The organism is Agaricicola taiwanensis (genome assembly GCF_014635245.1).
Lineage (GTDB): Bacteria > Pseudomonadota > Alphaproteobacteria > Rhizobiales > Methylopilaceae > Agaricicola > Agaricicola taiwanensis.
On record NZ_BMCP01000002.1, the window covers coordinates 444,677 to 462,177 of the forward strand.

The 17,501-nt window shown below is 60.9% G+C and carries 19 protein-coding genes; 7 read left to right on the top strand and 12 right to left on the bottom strand.

The genetic code is table 11. From position 1 onward, the window contains the following. Positions 1-44: 44 nt before the first annotated feature. The 6 genes from IEV58_RS09545 to IEV58_RS09570 all read right to left on the bottom strand — a co-directional run bounded on the left by IEV58_RS09545 (position 45) and on the right by IEV58_RS09570 (position 5,524). Positions 45-1,145 (bottom strand): branched-chain amino acid ABC transporter substrate-binding protein, encoded by a 1,101-nt coding sequence (locus tag IEV58_RS09545; RefSeq protein WP_188409500.1) that lies wholly within the window; start codon positions 1,143-1,145, stop codon positions 45-47. Between the two features lie 116 nt (positions 1,146-1,261). Beyond that, entirely contained in the window at positions 1,262-1,624 is a 363-nt protein-coding gene (locus IEV58_RS09550; protein ID WP_188409501.1) for a DUF6867 family protein, read from the bottom strand. A gap of 13 nt (positions 1,625-1,637) precedes the next feature. After that, on the bottom strand, positions 1,638-2,363 hold the full coding sequence (locus IEV58_RS09555; RefSeq protein WP_188409502.1) for an ABC transporter ATP-binding protein: 726 nt from the start codon (positions 2,361-2,363) through the stop codon (positions 1,638-1,640). Beyond that, positions 2,360-3,262, bottom strand: coding sequence for an ABC transporter ATP-binding protein (locus IEV58_RS09560; RefSeq protein WP_188409503.1), 903 nt, complete (start codon positions 3,260-3,262; stop codon positions 2,360-2,362). Before IEV58_RS09560 ends, IEV58_RS09555 begins: the two co-directional genes overlap by 4 nt. An 8-nt stretch (positions 3,263-3,270) precedes the next feature. After that, positions 3,271-4,602 carry a high-affinity branched-chain amino acid ABC transporter permease LivM gene (gene livM / locus IEV58_RS09565; protein WP_188409504.1) on the bottom strand — a complete coding sequence of 444 codons (1,332 nt, stop codon included), beginning with the start codon at positions 4,600-4,602 and terminating at the stop codon, positions 3,271-3,273. A 4-nt stretch (positions 4,603-4,606) separates the two neighbouring features. Beyond that, entirely contained in the window at positions 4,607-5,524 is a 918-nt protein-coding gene (locus IEV58_RS09570; RefSeq protein WP_188409505.1) for an ABC transporter permease subunit, read from the bottom strand. 252 nt (positions 5,525-5,776) lie between these two features. Here IEV58_RS09570 and IEV58_RS09575 point away from each other — a divergent pair, with 252 nt between their 5' ends. From IEV58_RS09575 to cueR, 5 genes are all read left to right on the top strand, one after another. Continuing rightward, entirely contained in the window at positions 5,777-6,085 is a 309-nt protein-coding gene (locus tag IEV58_RS09575) for an XdhC family protein (RefSeq protein WP_188409506.1), read from the top strand. Next, positions 6,030-6,773, top strand: coding sequence for an XdhC family protein (locus IEV58_RS09580; protein ID WP_229729327.1), 744 nt, complete (start codon positions 6,030-6,032; stop codon positions 6,771-6,773). The genes IEV58_RS09575 and IEV58_RS09580 overlap by 56 nt, the downstream gene beginning before the upstream one ends. Continuing rightward, positions 6,770-8,380, top strand: a complete 1,611-nt coding sequence (locus IEV58_RS09585; RefSeq protein WP_188409508.1) for an NTP transferase domain-containing protein — start codon at positions 6,770-6,772, stop codon at positions 8,378-8,380. The genes IEV58_RS09580 and IEV58_RS09585 overlap by 4 nt, the downstream gene beginning before the upstream one ends. Before the next feature lie 121 nt (positions 8,381-8,501). Then, on the top strand, positions 8,502-8,771 hold the full coding sequence (locus IEV58_RS09590; protein ID WP_188409509.1) for an usg protein: 270 nt from the start codon (positions 8,502-8,504) through the stop codon (positions 8,769-8,771). A 240-nt stretch (positions 8,772-9,011) separates the two neighbouring features. Continuing rightward, positions 9,012-9,410: a Cu(I)-responsive transcriptional regulator gene (gene cueR, locus IEV58_RS09595; RefSeq protein ID WP_188409510.1), complete on the top strand. Its 399-nt coding sequence runs from the start codon at positions 9,012-9,014 to the stop codon at positions 9,408-9,410. 34 nt (positions 9,411-9,444) lie between these two features. Here the strand turns inward: cueR and IEV58_RS09600 are convergent, their stop codons facing one another. From IEV58_RS09600 to map, 6 genes are all read right to left on the bottom strand, one after another. After that, on the bottom strand, positions 9,445-10,185 hold the full coding sequence (locus tag IEV58_RS09600) for a proteasome-type protease (protein WP_188409511.1): 741 nt from the start codon (positions 10,183-10,185) through the stop codon (positions 9,445-9,447). A 59-nt stretch (positions 10,186-10,244) separates the two neighbouring features. Then, complete coding sequence (locus IEV58_RS09605) at positions 10,245-11,048, bottom strand: transglutaminase family protein (protein WP_188409512.1); 804 nt, start codon at positions 11,046-11,048, stop codon at positions 10,245-10,247. Beyond that, positions 11,048-11,992 carry an alpha-E domain-containing protein gene (locus tag IEV58_RS09610; RefSeq protein WP_188409513.1) on the bottom strand — a complete coding sequence of 315 codons (945 nt, stop codon included), beginning with the start codon at positions 11,990-11,992 and terminating at the stop codon, positions 11,048-11,050. Before IEV58_RS09610 ends, IEV58_RS09605 begins: the two co-directional genes overlap by 1 nt. 16 nt (positions 11,993-12,008) lie before the next feature. Further along, on the bottom strand, positions 12,009-13,424 hold the full coding sequence (locus tag IEV58_RS09615; RefSeq protein WP_188409514.1) for a circularly permuted type 2 ATP-grasp protein: 1,416 nt from the start codon (positions 13,422-13,424) through the stop codon (positions 12,009-12,011). A gap of 104 nt (positions 13,425-13,528) precedes the next feature. After that, entirely contained in the window at positions 13,529-14,236 is a 708-nt protein-coding gene (radC, locus tag IEV58_RS09620; RefSeq protein WP_188409515.1) for a RadC family protein, read from the bottom strand. Next, positions 14,236-15,072, bottom strand: coding sequence for a type I methionyl aminopeptidase (gene map, locus IEV58_RS09625; protein WP_188409516.1), 837 nt, complete (start codon positions 15,070-15,072; stop codon positions 14,236-14,238). Before map ends, radC begins: the two co-directional genes overlap by 1 nt. Positions 15,073-15,216: 144 nt before the next feature. Here map and IEV58_RS09630 point away from each other — a divergent pair, with 144 nt between their 5' ends. Together IEV58_RS09630 and IEV58_RS09635 are read left to right on the top strand one after the other, a co-directional pair. Continuing rightward, complete coding sequence (locus IEV58_RS09630) at positions 15,217-16,077, top strand: FkbM family methyltransferase (RefSeq protein ID WP_188409517.1); 861 nt, start codon at positions 15,217-15,219, stop codon at positions 16,075-16,077. 107 nt (positions 16,078-16,184) lie between these two features. Further along, positions 16,185-17,387, top strand: a complete 1,203-nt coding sequence (locus IEV58_RS09635) for a pyridoxal phosphate-dependent aminotransferase (protein ID WP_188409518.1) — start codon at positions 16,185-16,187, stop codon at positions 17,385-17,387. The last annotated feature ends 114 nt before the right edge of the window (positions 17,388-17,501 follow it).

Sequence of the window (17,501 nt, forward strand, 5' to 3'; positions counted from 1 at the left end):
CCCGCCGAAAACGACGGGCCTTCCTGTTCCGTTTGCGGGTGACGTCACATCTGGGCGTATTTGCCGCCCTTCCAGACATACCAGACGTATGGGGCTTCTGTAGGATCGCCCTTTTCATCGAACTTCAGATCGCCGATGACGGTCTTGAAGGTTTCGCTGTCGAGCTTCTCCACCACGGGTTCGAAGTCCGTCGTCTTGGCATCGGTCACGGCCTTCGCATAGGCCTGGATCGCGGCATAGGTGTAGAGTGTATAGCCTTCGGGATTGATCTTCTTTGCTTCAAACTTCTTCACCACGTCCGCCGCTTCCGGGAACTTCCGCGCGTCGGGCGCGAAGGTCATCATAGTGCCGTCGCTGAGGTCGCCGGTGATCTGGCCGAACTCGTCAGTGACGAGCGCGTCGCCCGAGACGATCTGGGCGTTAAGGCCCTGGTCGCGCATCTGGCGCAGGATCAGGCCGGCCTCGGTGTGATAACCGCCGATGTAGACGGCCTCGACGTTGGCGGCCTTCAGCTTGGAGACCAGCGCCGAATAGTCCTTTTCGCCGGCCGTATAGGCTTCATAAAGGGCTTCCTTCTCACCAGCGGCCTGAAGCGCCTTCTGGGTCTCGTCGGCAAGGCCCTTACCGTAAGCTGACTTGTCGTGAAGGATCGCGACCGGCTTGCCCTTGTATTTTTCGGCCAGGTATTGGCCTGCCACGACGCCTTGCTTGTCGTCGCGACCGCAGGTCCGATAGATGCCCGGTCCCGGCCGGTCGTCTGTGAAGGTCGGATTGGTCGACGCGGGAGAGATCTGGATGACGCCCTCTTCCTCGTAGACGGAGGACGCCGGAATGGAAGAGCCCGAGCAGAAATGGCCGGCGACGAAAGTCACGCCGTCGCTGGCGAGCTGGTTCGCTACAGTCACGGCCTGTTTCGGGTCGCACGCGTCGTCACCCACCTTGAGGATGACCTTCTCGCCATTGATGCCGCCGGCGGCGTTGAGTTCTTCGACAGCCAGTTCCGCGCCGTTCCTCATCTGCTCGCCAAATGTCGCATACTGGCCCGTCATCGGACCGGCCACGGCGATGGTGATGTCTGCGTAAGCCGGCGCGGCGAATGCCAATAGCGCGCCGACAGCCACACCTGTCATGAGTTTCTTGGTCATGCGATTGTCCTCTGCTTGGTTGCTTTAGGAGTCACATTGGGCGGTGGCCCCGCCATCTGGCCACCATTTCTGCGCTTTTCCGACGGTTTGTCACGTCAATTTGCGCGTGCTTGCCTTCAGGGTGAAGGCGTCCCACCGGCGGGTTTGCGCCGCCAGGTGAAAGGGGAGGTTTTTTCATAGAGCCAGCTATACTGCTGGGCGGTGCGCCTGGCTCTTGTGGCGCGATGGCCGAGCGCTGCGATCGCGATCAGGATCACAGTGTCGACGACATAATAGTGCAACGTCAGGAGTGAGCCGGAAAACAGCGCGAAATGGATGAAGCGCACGGCAGCGCCCAGCAGCAGCATCCAAAGTGCCGCGATCCAGAACGGCTGCCAGGAGCCTGCGATGGCACGCCCTGACATCCAGGCCGCGCTGCCGCCCAGGATGATGGTGATGAAGATGAATTCCGGCAGAGAGACTTCCCAGATCATGTTCATGCGGCGATCCCCCTCACTGCCGCCCACCTTCCAGATAGGCGGCTCTTATCTCTTCTTTCGCCAGCAGTTCGCGGCCGGTGCCCGACATCGTGATCACGCCGTTGACCATGACATAGCCGCGATGTGCCAGCTTCAGCGCGTGGTAGGCATTTTGCTCGACGAGGAACACCGTGAGACCCTCGTCCTTGTTTAGCTCACCGATGGCGCCGAAGATCTGCTTCACGATCAGCGGAGCAAGACCGAGCGAGGGTTCATCCAGCAGAAGCAGGCGAGGGCGGCTCATGAGGGCGCGCGCGATGGCGAGCATCTGCTGCTCGCCACCCGACAGCGTGCCGCCCCTCTGGCCCATGCGTTCCTTGAGGCGCGGAAACAGCGTGAACATGCGCTCCAGGTCCGAAGCGAAATGCTGCCCGCCTGTAACCGCCGCGCCCATCTGCAGGTTTTCATAGACCGTCATGCGCGGGAAGATGCGCCGCCCCTCCGGCGACTGCGCGATCTGCAGACGCGCGATCTCGTGCGTCTCCATGCGGGTGATGTCCTGCCCGCGGTAGAGAATCTGGCCTTCGCGCGCTTGCGGCTTGCCGAAGACGGTCATCATCAGTGTCGACTTGCCGGCACCGTTGGCGCCGATCAGCGCGACGATCTCGCCTTCGTTGACATCGAGATCCACGCCTTTGAGCGCGATGATGTTGCCGTAATAGGTCTTGACGCCACGTACGGCGAGAAGCGGCTCGCTCATTTCGACACCTCCGCTTCCACGTCGTCGATCTCCTCGTCATCGACACCGAGATAGGCGGCGATCACCTTGGGATCGTTGCGTACATAGTCCGGCGTGCCGTCGGAAATCTTCTTGCCGTAATCCAGCACGACGACGTGATCGGAAATTTCCATCACCACGCTCATGTCATGCTCGATGAGAAGCAGCGAGGTTCCATGTTCGCGCCGGATGAAGGTGAGGATGTCGTTCAGGTCGTGGGATTCGCGGGCGTTGAGGCCGGCCGCCGGTTCATCCAGGCAAAGGAGCACCGGATCGGAACACATGGCGCGGGCGATCTCCAGACGGCGCTGGTCGCCGTAGGGCAGGCCGGCAGCGGGCTCATCGGCACGATCCACAAGGTTGATGTGCTCGAGCCAGTAACGCGCCTTGTCGATCGCCTCGTTTTCCGCCTTTCGATAGCCAGGCAGGCCAAGAAGGCCGAAGATCGAGTAGCCGGACGCCTTCATCAGCGGCAGGTGCTGGGCAACCATGAGGTTTTCCAGCACCGTCATGCCGCCGAACAGCCGGATGTTCTGGAAGGTGCGGGCCACGTGGGCTTTGCCGGACACATCGTGATCCTGCATCCGCTCCAGGAGAAAGAGAGCATCGCTGCCGTTGCGGCTGAACTGCTCCGGGCTGTCCGTCAGGTCTTCAAGCCGATCGAAGGCTGCTGCCGAGCCATGCGCCAGAGCGATACGCCCTTCGGTGGGCTTGTAGAAGCCGGTGATGCAATTGAACACGGTGGTCTTGCCGGCGCCATTGGGACCGATCAGAGCCGTGATCTCACCGCGCGTGGCGGTGAACGACAGGGAATCCACCGCGGTGAGGCCACCGAAGCGCATCGTCAGATTATCAACGGTAAGGATGGTATCGGAGGACATGCTGGGGCTCATCCTCGTCCCTCGGCGACCATGTCGGCCGAAACGGTTTTCTTTTCCTTCAGGAACACGGTCGCGGTCCGTGAGGAGATCAGCCCACGTGGGCGCCAGATCATGATCAAGACCATGGCCAGACCGAAAACCAGCATGCGGTATTGCTCGAACTCCCGGAAATACTCGAAACCACCGACCATCACGAGAGCGGCGATCGCGATGCCGAGTTGGGAGCCCATGCCGCCCAGAACAACGATGGCCAGGATGTTGGCGGATTCAATGAAGCTGAAGCTCTCAGGAGAGATGAAGCCCTGCTTCGTGGCGAAGAATGAGCCCGCGAAACCCCCGAACATCGCGCCCAGGGCGAATGCCGTAAGCTTGGTTTTAACGATGGAAAGTCCGAGGGAGCGGCAGGCGATTTCATCCTCGCGCATGGCCTCCCAGGCGCGGCCAATCGGCAGGCGTCTCAGCCGGATCGTGGCGAAGTTGGTCAGGAAGGCCAGGACCAGGATCAGATAATAAAGGAAAATGAACTTCTGGGTGCTGCTGTAGTCCAGCCCGAAAAAATCGGCGAACCCATTGTTGCGCTTGAACTCCAAGCCAAAGAAGGTGGCATCGGGAATGCGGTTGATCCCGTTGGGCCCGCCGGTGAATTCGTACCAGTTCAGCAGCACGATGCGGATGATTTCGCCGAAGGCGAGGGTGACGATGGCGAGATAATCACCGCGCAGACGCAGCACGGGAAAGCCGAGAATGATGCCCCAGAAGGCGGCGAGGAGGCCGGCGAGCGGCAGGCAAATCCAGAACGCCCAAAGCTCAAGCCCGGGCGCGTAGTTGGGGATGACGACAGTGGCAATAAGCGCGAAGGAATAGGCGCCCACCGCATAAAAAGCGACATAACCGAGGTCGAGCAGGCCGGCGAGGCCAACGACGATATTCAGGCCCCAACCGAGCATGACGTAGGTCAGGACCAGGATTCCCAGGTCGATATAATAGCGGTCCAGGCCGGGGATGAGGGGCAGACCGATTGCCACGATGATCAGAACGGGCGCGAGCAATTTGGCGAGGGTCTCTCCGACTTTTGCCGTGGCCTCGCCTCGCGGGATGAGGTCGGTGACCTTGAAACCGTTGTCGCTCCAGAAGAAGGCGTTGAGAATGAGGCGGCCGAAGAAGACCACGGCCACGGCTACGAGCACGGGCCACCAATTTTCAACGATCGTGAGGCCGCTGTTGTCCTGCGCCGTGCGAAGACCCATCACGGGGGCAAAAAGCCCCAGCGTGATCAAGGCTGCGATGGCGGCATCCTTGAGGGCAGCAAGGCCGAAAGGCTGACGTGCGGGAGAGCTCATCACATCAGACCTTTTCAACTTCGGGACGGCCAAGGATGCCGGTCGGCAGGAAGATGAGCGCGATCGCCAGGATGGAGAAAGCGGCGACATCCTTGTATTCGCTGGAGAAGTAGCCCGCCCAGAAGGCTTCGATCAGCCCGATCAGGATGCCTCCGAGCATGGCGCCAGGCAGGGAGCCGATGCCGCCGAGAACGGCCGCGGTGAACGCTTTCACGCCGGCCACGAAGCCGATGTAGAAATCCAGGACGCCGTAATAGACGAGGTACATGCAACCGGCGACAGCGGCGAGCGCCGCGCCCATCACGAAGGTCAGTGAAATGACCCTGTTGGTGTCGATGCCGAGCAGGGCGGCCATCTTGAGGTCTTGCTCGCAGGCACGCTGCGCCCGTCCCAACGATGTCTTGGCGACAATCAGCGAGAAGACCGTCATCAGCACCACCGTCGTCACGATGATGATGATCTGGATGTTGGCGATGCGTGCGACGAATCCATCCGCGCTTTCCATCAGCGGTATGCCGCCGGTGACGATGGGCTGGATGGCCTTCACCCGCGCGCCCTGCACGATCTGGATGTAGTTCTGCAGCACGATGGACATGCCGATGGCCGAGATCAGCGGCGCGAGGCGGAAGGAGCCTCGCAGCGGCCGATAGGCCACGCGCTCCACGGTCCAGCCGTAGAGCGAGGTGATGATCATAGCGATCACCAGCACCAGCAGCAGCGCCAGCGGCACCGCGGTGATTCCAAGAGCCGTGATGAGGAGGAGGGCGATCAGAGACACGAAGGCGCCGACCATGAAGATATCGCCATGGGCGAAATTGATCATGCCGATGATGCCGTAGACCATCGTGTAGCCGATGGCGATGAGCCCGTAGATCGAGCCCAGCGTCAGCCCATTGATGAGCTGCTGGAGGAAATATTCCATTCCCTATATGCCCCCTCTGTTCCGTTACGGATCATGTCCGTTCGAAACTACTGGTTGCTTCCGAGGGCCTTTGTGACCCTTCCGTGCTTCAGTGTTAGCAAGCCGTTTCCGCCGCGACAATCACCCAAAGTGATACAATCATCAGTGTTGGCGATGGATGGACAAGACCTGCTCCGGTTTATCATAGGGCTCACTTGACCCTGATGTGGCTGGCGACGATCTTTGAAGGCGGGGCGAAAAGGTGCACGGCTCATGGACATCCTGAAACTTGCCGAACATTGGCGGCGCGCCGGCAATGACGTCGCCGTGGCCACGGTAATCGACACCTGGGGCTCGGCGCCGCGTCCTGTGGGAAGCCACTTCGTCATCAATGGCGATGGACGGTTTGAGGGTTCCGTCTCCGGGGGATGTGTCGAAGGCGAGGTCGTCACCGAGGCGCTCGACGTCATCAGGACCGGTCAGTCACGCGTGCTTGAGTTCGGTGTGGCCGACGAGACCGCCTGGCGTGTTGGCTTATCCTGCGGCGGCCGCATCCGCATCCTCGTCGAGCCTCTGGTCTGACATGCGGCTCGACATTCTTTCAGCACTCAACCGTGAGCGGGAAAAGCGCTCGGCCGTCGCTGTGGTGACCCCTCTCACCGGCGAGGGACAGCGACTGGTGCTGGCTGACGCGGTGACGGGCGATCCACTGGCGGAGGACCTCTCCAGAGCGTTCCGTGCAGGCCGCAGCAGAATCGTGGCGCATGAAGGCGGCGAATATTTCATCGACGTTCACGTGCCTTCGCCCAGGCTCGTCATCATCGGTGCGGTGCATATCGCACAGGCGCTGGCTGCCATGGGCGAGAGGCTTGGATATGACATCACCATCATCGATCCCCGAACAGCCTTTGCCTCGCCCGAGCGCTTTCCTACCGTCGTTCTGCGTGCGCAGTGGCCGGAGGATGCGCTGCCCGACATTGGGCTTGACCGCTTCACTGCCGTGGCGGCCTTGACGCATGATCCACGTATCGATGATCCGGCTTTGACGGCGGCGCTAACCGCCGGATGTTTCTATGTCGGCGCGCTCGGTTCCCGAAAGACCCATGCAAGGCGGCTTGAACGCCTTGCGGAACAAGGAATTCCGGCAGACATTCTTTCCAGGATCCGCGCTCCGATCGGCCTTGCCATCGGTGCCATCAGTCCGGAGGAAATCGCTGTGTCGATCCTTGCTGAGATCACCCAGGTTCTTCGCAAAGGCGAAGACCTTTGAAGTTCGGCCCTGTGCCCATCGAGGAAGCGGTTGGCTGTATCGCCGCCCATAGCGTGCGGCAGAATGGTGTGGTCCTGAAGAAGGGCGCCGTGGTGAGCGACGACCATGTCGCCGCCCTGCGCGCGGCCGGCGAAACGGAACTCGTTGTCGCGCGGCTGGAGGCGAGTGAAATCATGGAGGATGAGGCCGCCCAACGGATCGCACGGGCGGTCGGCGGGGAGGGCACCGTGACGGAGCGGCCGTTCACAGGTCGTTGCAATTTGTTCGCGGCGCATGATGGCCTCCTGCTTGTGGAGCGCGCCTCCATCGACGCAATCAATGAAATCGACGAGGCGGTGACGCTCGCCACTCTGCCTCCATTCCGGCTGGTGTCGGCTGGCGATATGGTTGCAACGGTAAAGATCATCCCCTTCGCCGTTGCAGAGGATGTGGTTCGTTCGGCCGAGACGGCGGCTCTTCGTTCCTCACCCGTTCTCAGAATCGCGCCGTGGCGGGTGGGCCGGGTCGGCGTCATCTCGACCATCACGCCCGGCTTGCAGGCGAAGGTGATCGAAAAGACGCTGCGGGTGTTTGAGAGGCGCCTCGCGCCTGTCGGCGCGGCTGTCCATGAGGAATTGCGCCTGCCCCATGATGCGGTGGTCGTGGGGGATGCGCTGTCCGCCATGGTTTCGCGCAATGATCTCGTCGTCATATTCGGAGGCTCGGCCATTACCGATCGCCGAGACGTCATCCCGTCGGCCATCGAGAAGGCGGGCGGGTTTGTCTCCCACCTCGGCATGCCTGTCGATCCGGGAAATCTCTTGGCGCTTGGTGCGATTGGCGACGTTTCGGTGATCGGCGCCCCAGGCTGCGCCCGAAGCCCGAAGGAAAATGGCTTCGACTGGGTGCTTTATCGTCTGTTGGCCGGTGTTCCGGTCAAGCCCCGAGACATCACGCAGATGGGCGTTGGCGGACTTTTGGTGGAGACAACCATGCGCCCCCAGCCGCGGCTGGGAGAGACCGTCCGCGTTCCGCAGATCGCAGCCCTTGTGCTTGCCGCGGGAAGAGGTTCACGCATGGGTGGCGACCACTTGAGCAAGATGGTGGCCAGGATCGACGGCCATCCGATGATCCGCTTAGCCGTCGAGAGTGCTATTTCGTCCCGAGCATCCCCCGTGATCGTCGTCACCGGCCACAAGGCCGACCTCGTGAGGGAGGCGCTTGCAGGCCTGGACGTCAGGTTCGTGCACAACGCCGATTTTGCGGAAGGCCTTTCGTCTTCGCTTCGCTCCGGTATTGCCGCTGTGCCGGCTCACTGCGATGGCGCCATCGTGATGTTGGGCGACATGCCGCGCGTGTCGCCGCGGCTGATCAATCAGCTGGTGGAGGCCTATCAGCCGCAAGACGGCATCGAAGCGGTCGTCCCCGTACGTGACGCTCGGCGTGGCAATCCCGTGCTATTCGCACGCAGTTTGTTCGACGAACTCAAAGCGCTCTCCGGCGACGTCGGCGGCCGGGGCGTTCTGGGACGGCACGGTGACGCGGTGGCCGAACTCGAAACCGAGGATGACGCCATTTTCTTGGATGTCGATACTCAAGCCGCTCTTTCGTCCTTGACCGAGCTGTAAGCACTCCCCCGATATTGCTGCTAATATTTTGATTTTTATCTGTTATTTACGTCTGTGCGTTGCACTCGATGCAGGGACGGTCAAACTCCAGAAGCGGCTCGCAAGTGATGGAGGCGTTGACATGGCATCACGTGATTTCGAACAACAGCTTCAAGGCTACGGCCTGACCACGGCGGAAATCGTCTACCGCCTGCCGGATCATCCGGCTCTTCTGCAGACCTACATCTGGCAAGACTACGATCTTGCGCCGAAATTTCCTGTGCTCATCAAGTTCCTGGACTGGTGGCGCCTTCGCCTGGAAGGCCCCTTGCATATGGTCAGGGTATCCCATTCAGGACTGATCGCGCCCGCCGAACTGCGGACGGTTGGCCGCCAGTTCCACCTGCACTGACCAGAGCGAATCAAGCTCCGATTCCTTCGTCATGTACCTTCACGGGCGGTGGAACCGATGTGTCACATCGGTTGTTCATCCCCCAGACATGGAGGATTACAGACATGAAGGGCATCCTGCTCTGGCTGATCGGCATTCCTATTCCCATTATCATACTGATTTATTTGCTGTTCTGAGGAACGCACGGCGCGAGGAGAGCGTGAACCTGATCGAGAACGATCAGCATGTGGGGAGAGAAACATGAATGTTGCCGAGGCCGCCAAATCTGCCGGACTGACGCCGAAAGCGGTTCGCTTCTATGAATCGGAGGGGCTTGTTCGTCCGCCTCGTGCCGCCAACGGCTACAGGGTTTATGACGAAGGTGACATCAACCGCCTGCGCTTCCTGAGCCGCGCCCGCTCACTGGGCTTCTCACTGGAAGAATGCCGGAAGCTTCTCGATCTCTATGACGATAAGGAGCGCAGCAGCGACGAGGTCAGAACCCTCACCGAAATACGCATGGAGGAAATCGACCGCAGGATCCATGAACTTCGGGAAATCCGCAAAGCCTTGATGCGCCTTGCCAGCTGCCAGGGCGACGATCGGCCGGACTGCCCAATCCTTGATGAGGCGGCCAGTCCGATCGCGGCCAAGGCTTGATCGAGACCCTGTAGCGGCTCCTTTGCCGCGGCCCTTAGTTCACGCGGTATGGTGGCTTTGGAATGGCCATATGAGCTGCCCGCAAAGCCGCCGACCACCTTTCCCTGAGATCATGGAAGTAAGGCTCGCCGGGATCGATCCGATATTTGATATCGGGCACGATGCTGCCGCGTCTGAGGAAGAGAATATCCAGCGGCATTCCCACGCTCAGATTGGATCGCATGGTCGAATCCATGGAGATCAGCGCGATTTTCAGGGCGTCGAGCGGGTCGGTGTCAAAATTCATGGCACGGTCGAGTATCGGCTTGCCGTATTTGTGTTCGCCGATCTGAAAGAAGATCGTTTCCTGGGCAACCTCGATGAAATTGCCGGCGGAATAGATCTGAAACAGCCGCATGGGCCCGTTTCCGACCTGGCCACCCAACATCATCTGCACGTCGAAAAAGGCGCCTTGTTCTTCAAGGCCTGGGCCGTCGACACGCCACACTTCACGCACCGCACGGCCGATCAATTGGGCCACTTTGAAGAGAGACGACTGATTATAGATCGTTTCGCTCCTGCCGGACGCAGGATCCTCCAGACCGTCGACAATCAGGGTCAGAACGGACTGGGTGATGGACAGATTGCCCGAGGCTGCCAGTGAGATGAAACGATCCGGGCCCTGGAAGTGGTGAAGCTTGCGAAAGGTCGCGATATTGTCGACACCGGCATTGGTGCGGGTATCCGCAACCATGACGAGGCCGTCACGCACAAGAATTCCGACGCAATACGTCATGCTCTTCCCCACGACTTCGTGGCTACTTAACGCGGGTGGGGACGTAGGACAACGCGGACCTAAGCTTGCACCTTTAGAAAGACGTTGAGAACTTCCTCACCGCCGCCATAGCGCGTGCCGCGGATTGGAGCTGCCCCCAGGTAGTCCAGCGCCATGGCGACGCGGGCATGGGCATCGGTGACGGAAATGCCGTTGGCGGGATCGAAACCGACCCAGCCGAGCCCTGTAACATAGGCCTCGACCCAGGCATGGCCAGCTTCCTGATCCACAACGCCATCGATCCGCCGGAAGTAGCCGGAGACGTAGCGAGCGGGAATGCCGATGCTGCGTGCTGCTGCGATGAAGACATGGCTCAGATCCTGGCAAACGCCGCGCCGCATGGCGAAAGCCTCCGCGGCTGTCGTCGTCGTATCCGTCGGGCGGGCATCGAAGATCATGCCGCGATGAACGCCGGCGAGCAGCACGTGAAGCTGGTTCAGCCTGTCGCCGCGAGCCTCTTCCGTGATTTCCTTCGCGAAGGAGGTGATTGCGGAATCCGCCTTGGTGAGCGGGGTTTCCCGCAGGTAAAGCTCTGGTGCGAACTTCTCCGAGGTCCCTGTCACCATGCCGTTGGCGTCATGTGTTTGCACTTCGCCCTCGGCGAGCATCGTCAGGCTTTCTCCACCCTCGGCCGTGAACGTATGCGTGATGTTGCCAAAAGCATCTTCAGACTGTGACAGCCTGACCGGCCGATCCACTTCCACACGCCAGCTGGTGATGTACTGACCGTCATGATCACGCGGCGTCAGACGGAGGATTTGCGTCACACGCGTCGGAGAGGCGCTGTACTGATAGCGGGTTTCGTGGCGGATCGAGATGCGCATCAGGTCAGATATTGTTCTGAAATGGCCGCACCAAGGCGATTGTTGGTGCCGATGAAGTCCACGATGAACTCATGCAGTCCGCTTTGAAAGATGTCGTCGATCTTGGCGTTGCCAAGCTTGGCGCGCATGGATCGGGCGAGCTTCTGCGATGGGCCTTGCATGCCATAGGCGCGGGCGAGGTTATCAAGATAGAGCCCAACATTGCCGTAGCACGCCGCCAGCGAGCGAGGCATTTGGGCGTTGAGGATCAGAAGATCGGCGACCAGCCATGGCTTCAGGCTATCGCGATAGACCCAATGGTAGCTCGTCATGGCGGAGACCGCGCGCAGCACCGCCGACCATTGATAATAGTCGAGGCCGCCGCCGACGCGTTCGATTTCCGGAAGCAGGACATGATATTTCACGTCCAGGATGCGGGCGGTGTTGTCGGCGCGTTCGAGAAAGACACCCAGCCGCGAGAACCAGTAGATGTCGTTGCGCAGCATGGTCCGGTAGGCCGAGCCATCGACCCGCAGGGACATGGACTTCACCCAGCCAAGGAAGCGGCCAAGTTCCTCTCCCTTGAGGATGCCACGGCTGTCGAGGTCCTTGAGCTCCAGCCAGGCGCCGTTGAGCGCGTCCCACATCTCACCGGTGAGTGCGGTGCGGACGGCGCGCCCGTTGGAGCGTGCGAGGCGGAAACAATTGCGGATCGAGGAGGGATTCTGGTCGGAAAAGACCAGGTAGTCGATCACGGTTTCCTGAGTGGCTTCCTCGTGAACGGTGTAGAAGCTGGCGGTGCAGCCGGCCGTTGCCACGGCGCTCTCCCATTCGTTTGTACTGCCGCCATAATCCACGGGGAGGGCGGAAAGGCGCTGGGTCGCCTCGAGGATACGGGCGAGCGATTCCGCGCGTTCCACGTAGCGGGACATCCAGTAGAGATTGTCGGCGGTGCGGCTCAGCATGCTCGTGTCCCTGCCATCATACGTCCATGACCCAGGTGTCCTTGGTGCCGCCACCCTGGCTGGAGTTCACCACCAGCGAACCATCCTTCAAGGCAACACGCGTCAGGCCTCCGGGAATGATACGCACGCCGTCCGCGCCGCAGAGCACAAAGGGGCGAAGGTCGACGTGGCGAGGGGCGATGCCGCTCTCGACAAAGGTGGGACAGGTGGACAGTGCCAGCGTCGGCTGGGCGATGAAACCTTCCGGATCCTGCTGCAACTTCTTTCGAAAGGTCTCGAGCTCCTGCTTCGACGCGTGAGGTCCCACAAGCATCCCATAGCCACCCGAGCCATGGACCTCCTTCACCACCAGTTCGGGCAGGTGGTCCAGAACATAGGACAGGGCCTCCGGCTCACGGCAGCGCCAGGTCGGCACGTTCTTCAGGATCGGTTCCTCGCCGAGATAAAAGCGCAGGATGTCAGGCATGTAGCTGTAGATCGCCTTGTCGTCGGCCACGCCTGTGCCCACGGCATTCGCCAGCGTCACATTGCCGGCATGATAGGCTGACATCAGGCCAGGGACACCGATCGTAGAGTCAGGGCGGAAGACGAGCGGATCGAGAAACTCATCGTCGATGCGCCGGTAAATGACGTCGACGCGTTGCGGCCCTTTGGTCGTCCGCATGTAGACAACCTCGTCCTTGACGAAGAGATCGGATCCCTCCACGAGTTCGATGCCGAGCTTGTCCGCCAGGAAAGAGTGTTCGTAGTAGGCGGAATTGAACTGGCCGGGCGTCATCAGAACGACGGTCGGATCGGAAGACGCACTGTTGGGGGCGATGGAGGTGAGTGTGGCGAGGAGCTCGTCCGTGTAATTCTCAACCGGCGCCACGCGGTTCTGCCCGAAAAGCTCGGGGAAGAGCCGGATCATGACCTCGCGGTTCTCCATCATGTAGGAAACGCCGGATGGCGTGCGGGCATTGTCCTCCAGAACGTAGAAGGTATCGGCATCCACCCGAACGACGTCGATGCCGGCGATCTGAACGTAAAGATCATGCGGCACCGACTTTCCCGCCATTTCCGGACGGAACGCGGGGTTCAGATAGATCAGATCCGGCGGCACGATCCCCGCTTTGAGGATCTCCTGCCTGCCGTAGATGTCTTTCAGGAACGCGTTGAGGGCCTTGACGCGCTGCTCCAGCCCCTGCGTCAGGCCGCGCCACTCCTTGGTCGTCATGATCCGGGGAATGATGTCGAAGGGTATGATCCTCTCCTGCGCTTCCTTTTCGCCATAGACGGCGAAGGTCACGCCGATGCGGCGGAACAGGAGTTCAGCTTCCTGACGGCGGTAGGTGAGAAGATCGGGAGGGGCGGTGCGCAGCCATTCGGCGAGAGGGGCATAGGCGGGACGGATCGAGCCGTCCGCATTGGTCATTTCATCAAATGCCGCCATTGCCACCCCTTTGATTGATGATGATCCATGCTAGCGGGCATTGCCTGAAAGAGGAAAGAGCCTCAACGCATCTTTTCTTGCAGGGAAAGAATGCACCTCATGAATTAGATCAGGCCGAGGCTGCGGAAGCTGGCATGACCTTCCCGGCTGACGATGATGTGGTCGTGCAGGACGATGCCAAGCGGCTTGGCCACATCCTGGATTGTTCGTGTCATCTCGACATCGGCAGAGCTGGGGCTGACGTCGCCGGAAGGATGATTATGCACGAGCACAAGCGCGGAGGCGGAAAGCTCCAGCGCGCGCTTGATCACTTCGCGAGGGTAGACCGGCGTGTGATCAATGGTGCCGCGGCCCTGCACCTCATCGGCCAGCACGCCGTTTTTCTTGTCGAGGAAGATGATGCGGAACTCCTCCCGATCGGCGAAGGCCATGGCCGAGCGCACGTAGTCGATGACGGCTGACCACGACGAGAGCACCATCCGCTTTTCCACCGCACCCCGAAGGACACGACGGCCCGCCGCCTCTACGATCTTGAGCTCGGTGATGACGGCCTCCTTGATGCCGCCGATCTCCATGAGCCTTTCGGGAGGCGCCGCGAGTACTTCCGCAAAGGAGCCGAAGCGGGCCAGAAGCTGCTTTGCGAGAGGTTTCACGTCGCGCCGCGGGATGGCGCGAAAGAGAATCAGTTCCAGAAGTTCGTAATCGGGCAAACCGTCCGCATTGCTGCGAAAACGGGCGCGCAGCCGATCGCGATGACCGTGGTAATGCGGTTCCTCGTGCCGGTCCGCCGATGCCGCGGACGATTTGGGCATCAGGCGGCCTGGCTGAAGCGGGGCAGGTGAAGCCCGCGCGGAGATGTGGTGAAGATCTCCGCTCCCGTCTCGGTGACGCCGACCGCATGCTCAAACTGCGCGGAGAGCGAGCGATCGCGGGTGACAGCGGTCCAGCCATCCGACAGGATCTTGAGATGCGGGCGCCCCAGATTGATCATGGGTTCGATGGTGAAGATCATGCCCGGCTTCAGCACCGCGCCTTCTCCGGGCCGCCCGTAGTGCAGGATGTTCGGCTCATCGTGAAAGAGGCGCCCGACCCCATGGCCGCAGAAATCGCGGACGACCGAGCAGCGCTCAGCTTCGGCATAGGTCTGGATGGCGTGACCGATGTCGCCCGTGGTGGCGCCAGGACGGACTGCCTTGATGCCGAGCATCATGGCTTCATAGGTGACTTCGACAAGCCGCTCGGCGCGGCGGGGCAGCGTGCCGACGGCATAGGTGCGGCTGGAATCGCCGTACCAGCCATCGAGGATCAGGGTGACGTCGACATTGATGATATCGCCTTCACGCAGCGGCTTGTCATTGGGAATGCCATGGCAGACCACGTGATTGATCGAGGTACAGGTCGAATGCCTGTAGCCGCGGTACATAAGCGTGGCTGGAATGGCGCCGCGGTCGCGGGCAAAGGCGAAGACAAGGCGATCGATGGCTTCCGTGGTCACGCCCGGTTTCACGAAATCGTCAACCAGGTCGAGCGCTTCCGCCGTCAGTTGGCCGGCTCTGCGCATCCCCTCGAAGCCTTCCGGACCGTAGAGTTTGATCTGGCCGGTCGTCTTGCGCTTGGGGGCCGTGTCGGCGTCAACATAGAGGGTCATGGCACATCGTCTTTCTCACGCTCGAGGCTAATGTATGCCACGCGGCAGCGTGAACAAGGAAGACATCTGTTCGGCATGCGCGGCCTTGGCCCAGCCACCGGCGGGTGCTATCTCGCCCCATCGCATGACAAGCTGGATTGACCGATGACCATGACAAGCGAATCGCCGCCGTTCGGAGCACGTGCGCCCAAAGCTGGCTTGCAGCGTGTGATCGGCTGGACGAGAGCCATGCCGGATAGCTGGCTTGGCCGCCGCATCGCCTTCCTTCTGCGTCACTTCGCGTTGAAACGTCTCGATGCTCCGGTAGATGTGGAAAGTTTCGGCGCCCGGTTCCGGCTCTATCCCTTCGACAATGTCTGCGAGAAGCGCATCCTCTTCACGCCGCAGTATTTCGATGCGGACGAGCGCCGTCTGATCGCCGGTCACATCCAGGCGAGCGGCGCGCCCTATGTGTTCGTCGACATTGGTGCCAACATCGGCGGTTATTCCCTCTTTGTCGCCAATGCGGCGCGCGGCGGTGCCAAGGTGTTTGCCATCGAGCCGCAGCCGGAGATTTTCGATCGACTGATCGAGAACATCCGGCAGAACCCGGGCAGCGGCGTGAAGGCCGTTGCCTGTGCGATTGCCGATCAGGATGGCGAAGCGATCCTGTTCGTCGACAACCACAACCGTGGCGAGACCGGACTTAAGTTCGTGCGGCCCGATCAGCAGAGCGACGGCGTTGTGGTGGTGCCGGCGAAAACGCTGCTGGCCTTCGCCCAGGAAGAGGGGCTGTCGCAAATCGATGCCTTGAAAATCGATGTGGAAGGCGCGGAAGACATCATCCTCGCCCCCTTCTTTCAGGAGGCGCCGGAAAGCCTCTGGCCCCGGATGCTGATTGTTGAAAGTGCGCGTGAGCGCTGGCAGCTCGATCTGATGAGGCTGCTGCACGAAAAGGGCTATCGTGTCCTCACCGAGACACGCCTCAATTTCGTCCTTGAGCGATCCATCGAAACGGCATCTTGAAACATATGTTTCGTGGCCTTTTTGACACTTGCGTGCCACGCGGGAAAGGAGCATAGGTTCGCCGCGTTCGCCCCCTGTTTCAACTGGTTCATTGGAGCCGCGTTAAAATGGCATTCCTTGCAGACACGCTGAAGCGCGTGAAGCCGTCCGCAACCATCGCCGTCACCCAGAAGGCTCGCGACCTGAAGGCCCAAGGCCGCGATATCATCAGCCTCGGCGCCGGCGAGCCGGATTTCGACACTCCTGAGAACATCAAGCAGGCGGCAATCGAGGCCATCAAGCGCGGCGAGACCAAATATCCGCCCGTATCCGGCATTCAGCCGCTGCGCGAGGCTATCGCCCGCAAGTTCAAGCGGGAAAACGGCTTGGACTACACGCCGGCGCAGACGATCGTCGCGACGGGTGGAAAGCAGATTCTTTACAACGCCTTCCTGGCAACTCTTAATCCAGGTGATGAGGTCATTGTTCCGGCGCCCTACTGGGTAAGCTATCCTGAGATGGTGGCTCTCAACGGCGGCACGCCAGTTTTCGCCAAGGCCACCATCGAGAACAACTTCAAGCTTACGCCTGAGGCTCTGGAAGCAGCCATCACGCCGAGGACGAAGTGGTTCCTCTTCAATTCGCCGTCCAACCCGTCCGGCGCCGCTTATACGTGGGATGAGTTGAAGAAGCTGACCGATGTGCTGGTGCGGCATCCGCATGTGTGGGTGCTCACCGACGACATGTACGAGCACCTTCTCTATGGCGACGTGAAGTTCGCCACGCCCGCGCAGGTGGAGCCCCGGCTTTATGAGCGTACGCTGACCATGAACGGCGTCTCCAAGGCCTATGCCATGACCGGCTGGCGCATCGGTTATGCCGCCGGGCCGATCGAGCTCATCAAGGCCATGGATATGGTGCAGGGGCAGCAGACCTCCGGCGCGTCCACCATTGCTCAATGGGCATCGGTGGAGGCGCTTGACGGCCCGCAGGACTTCCTGGAAGAGCGTCGCCAGATCTTCGAACGGCGCCGTGACCTGATCGTGTCCATGCTGAACCAGGCGCACGGCGTGCAGTGCCCGACCCCGGAGGGCGCCTTCTACGTCTATCCGTCCTGCGCAAAGCTGATCGGGGCGACCGCGCCGTCGGGCAAGAAGATCGAGACCGACGAGGATTTCGTCGGCGAGCTTCTGCAGGAGGAGGGCGTTGCCGTCGTTCACGGCTCCGCCTTTGGTCTTGGCCCCAACTTCCGCATTTCCTATGCCGCCTCTACAGAGGCGCTGGAGGAGGCGGGACAGCGCATTCAGCGGTTCTGCGCCAATCTGCGCTGATAGATACCTTCGTTGAGACGACCATGCCCGGCTTCACGCCGGGCATGTCTGTTTTTAGCCTCAGCCGGGGCCTTTTGGCGGCATGAGGAACATCCGCTTTGACCTGAACGTTCT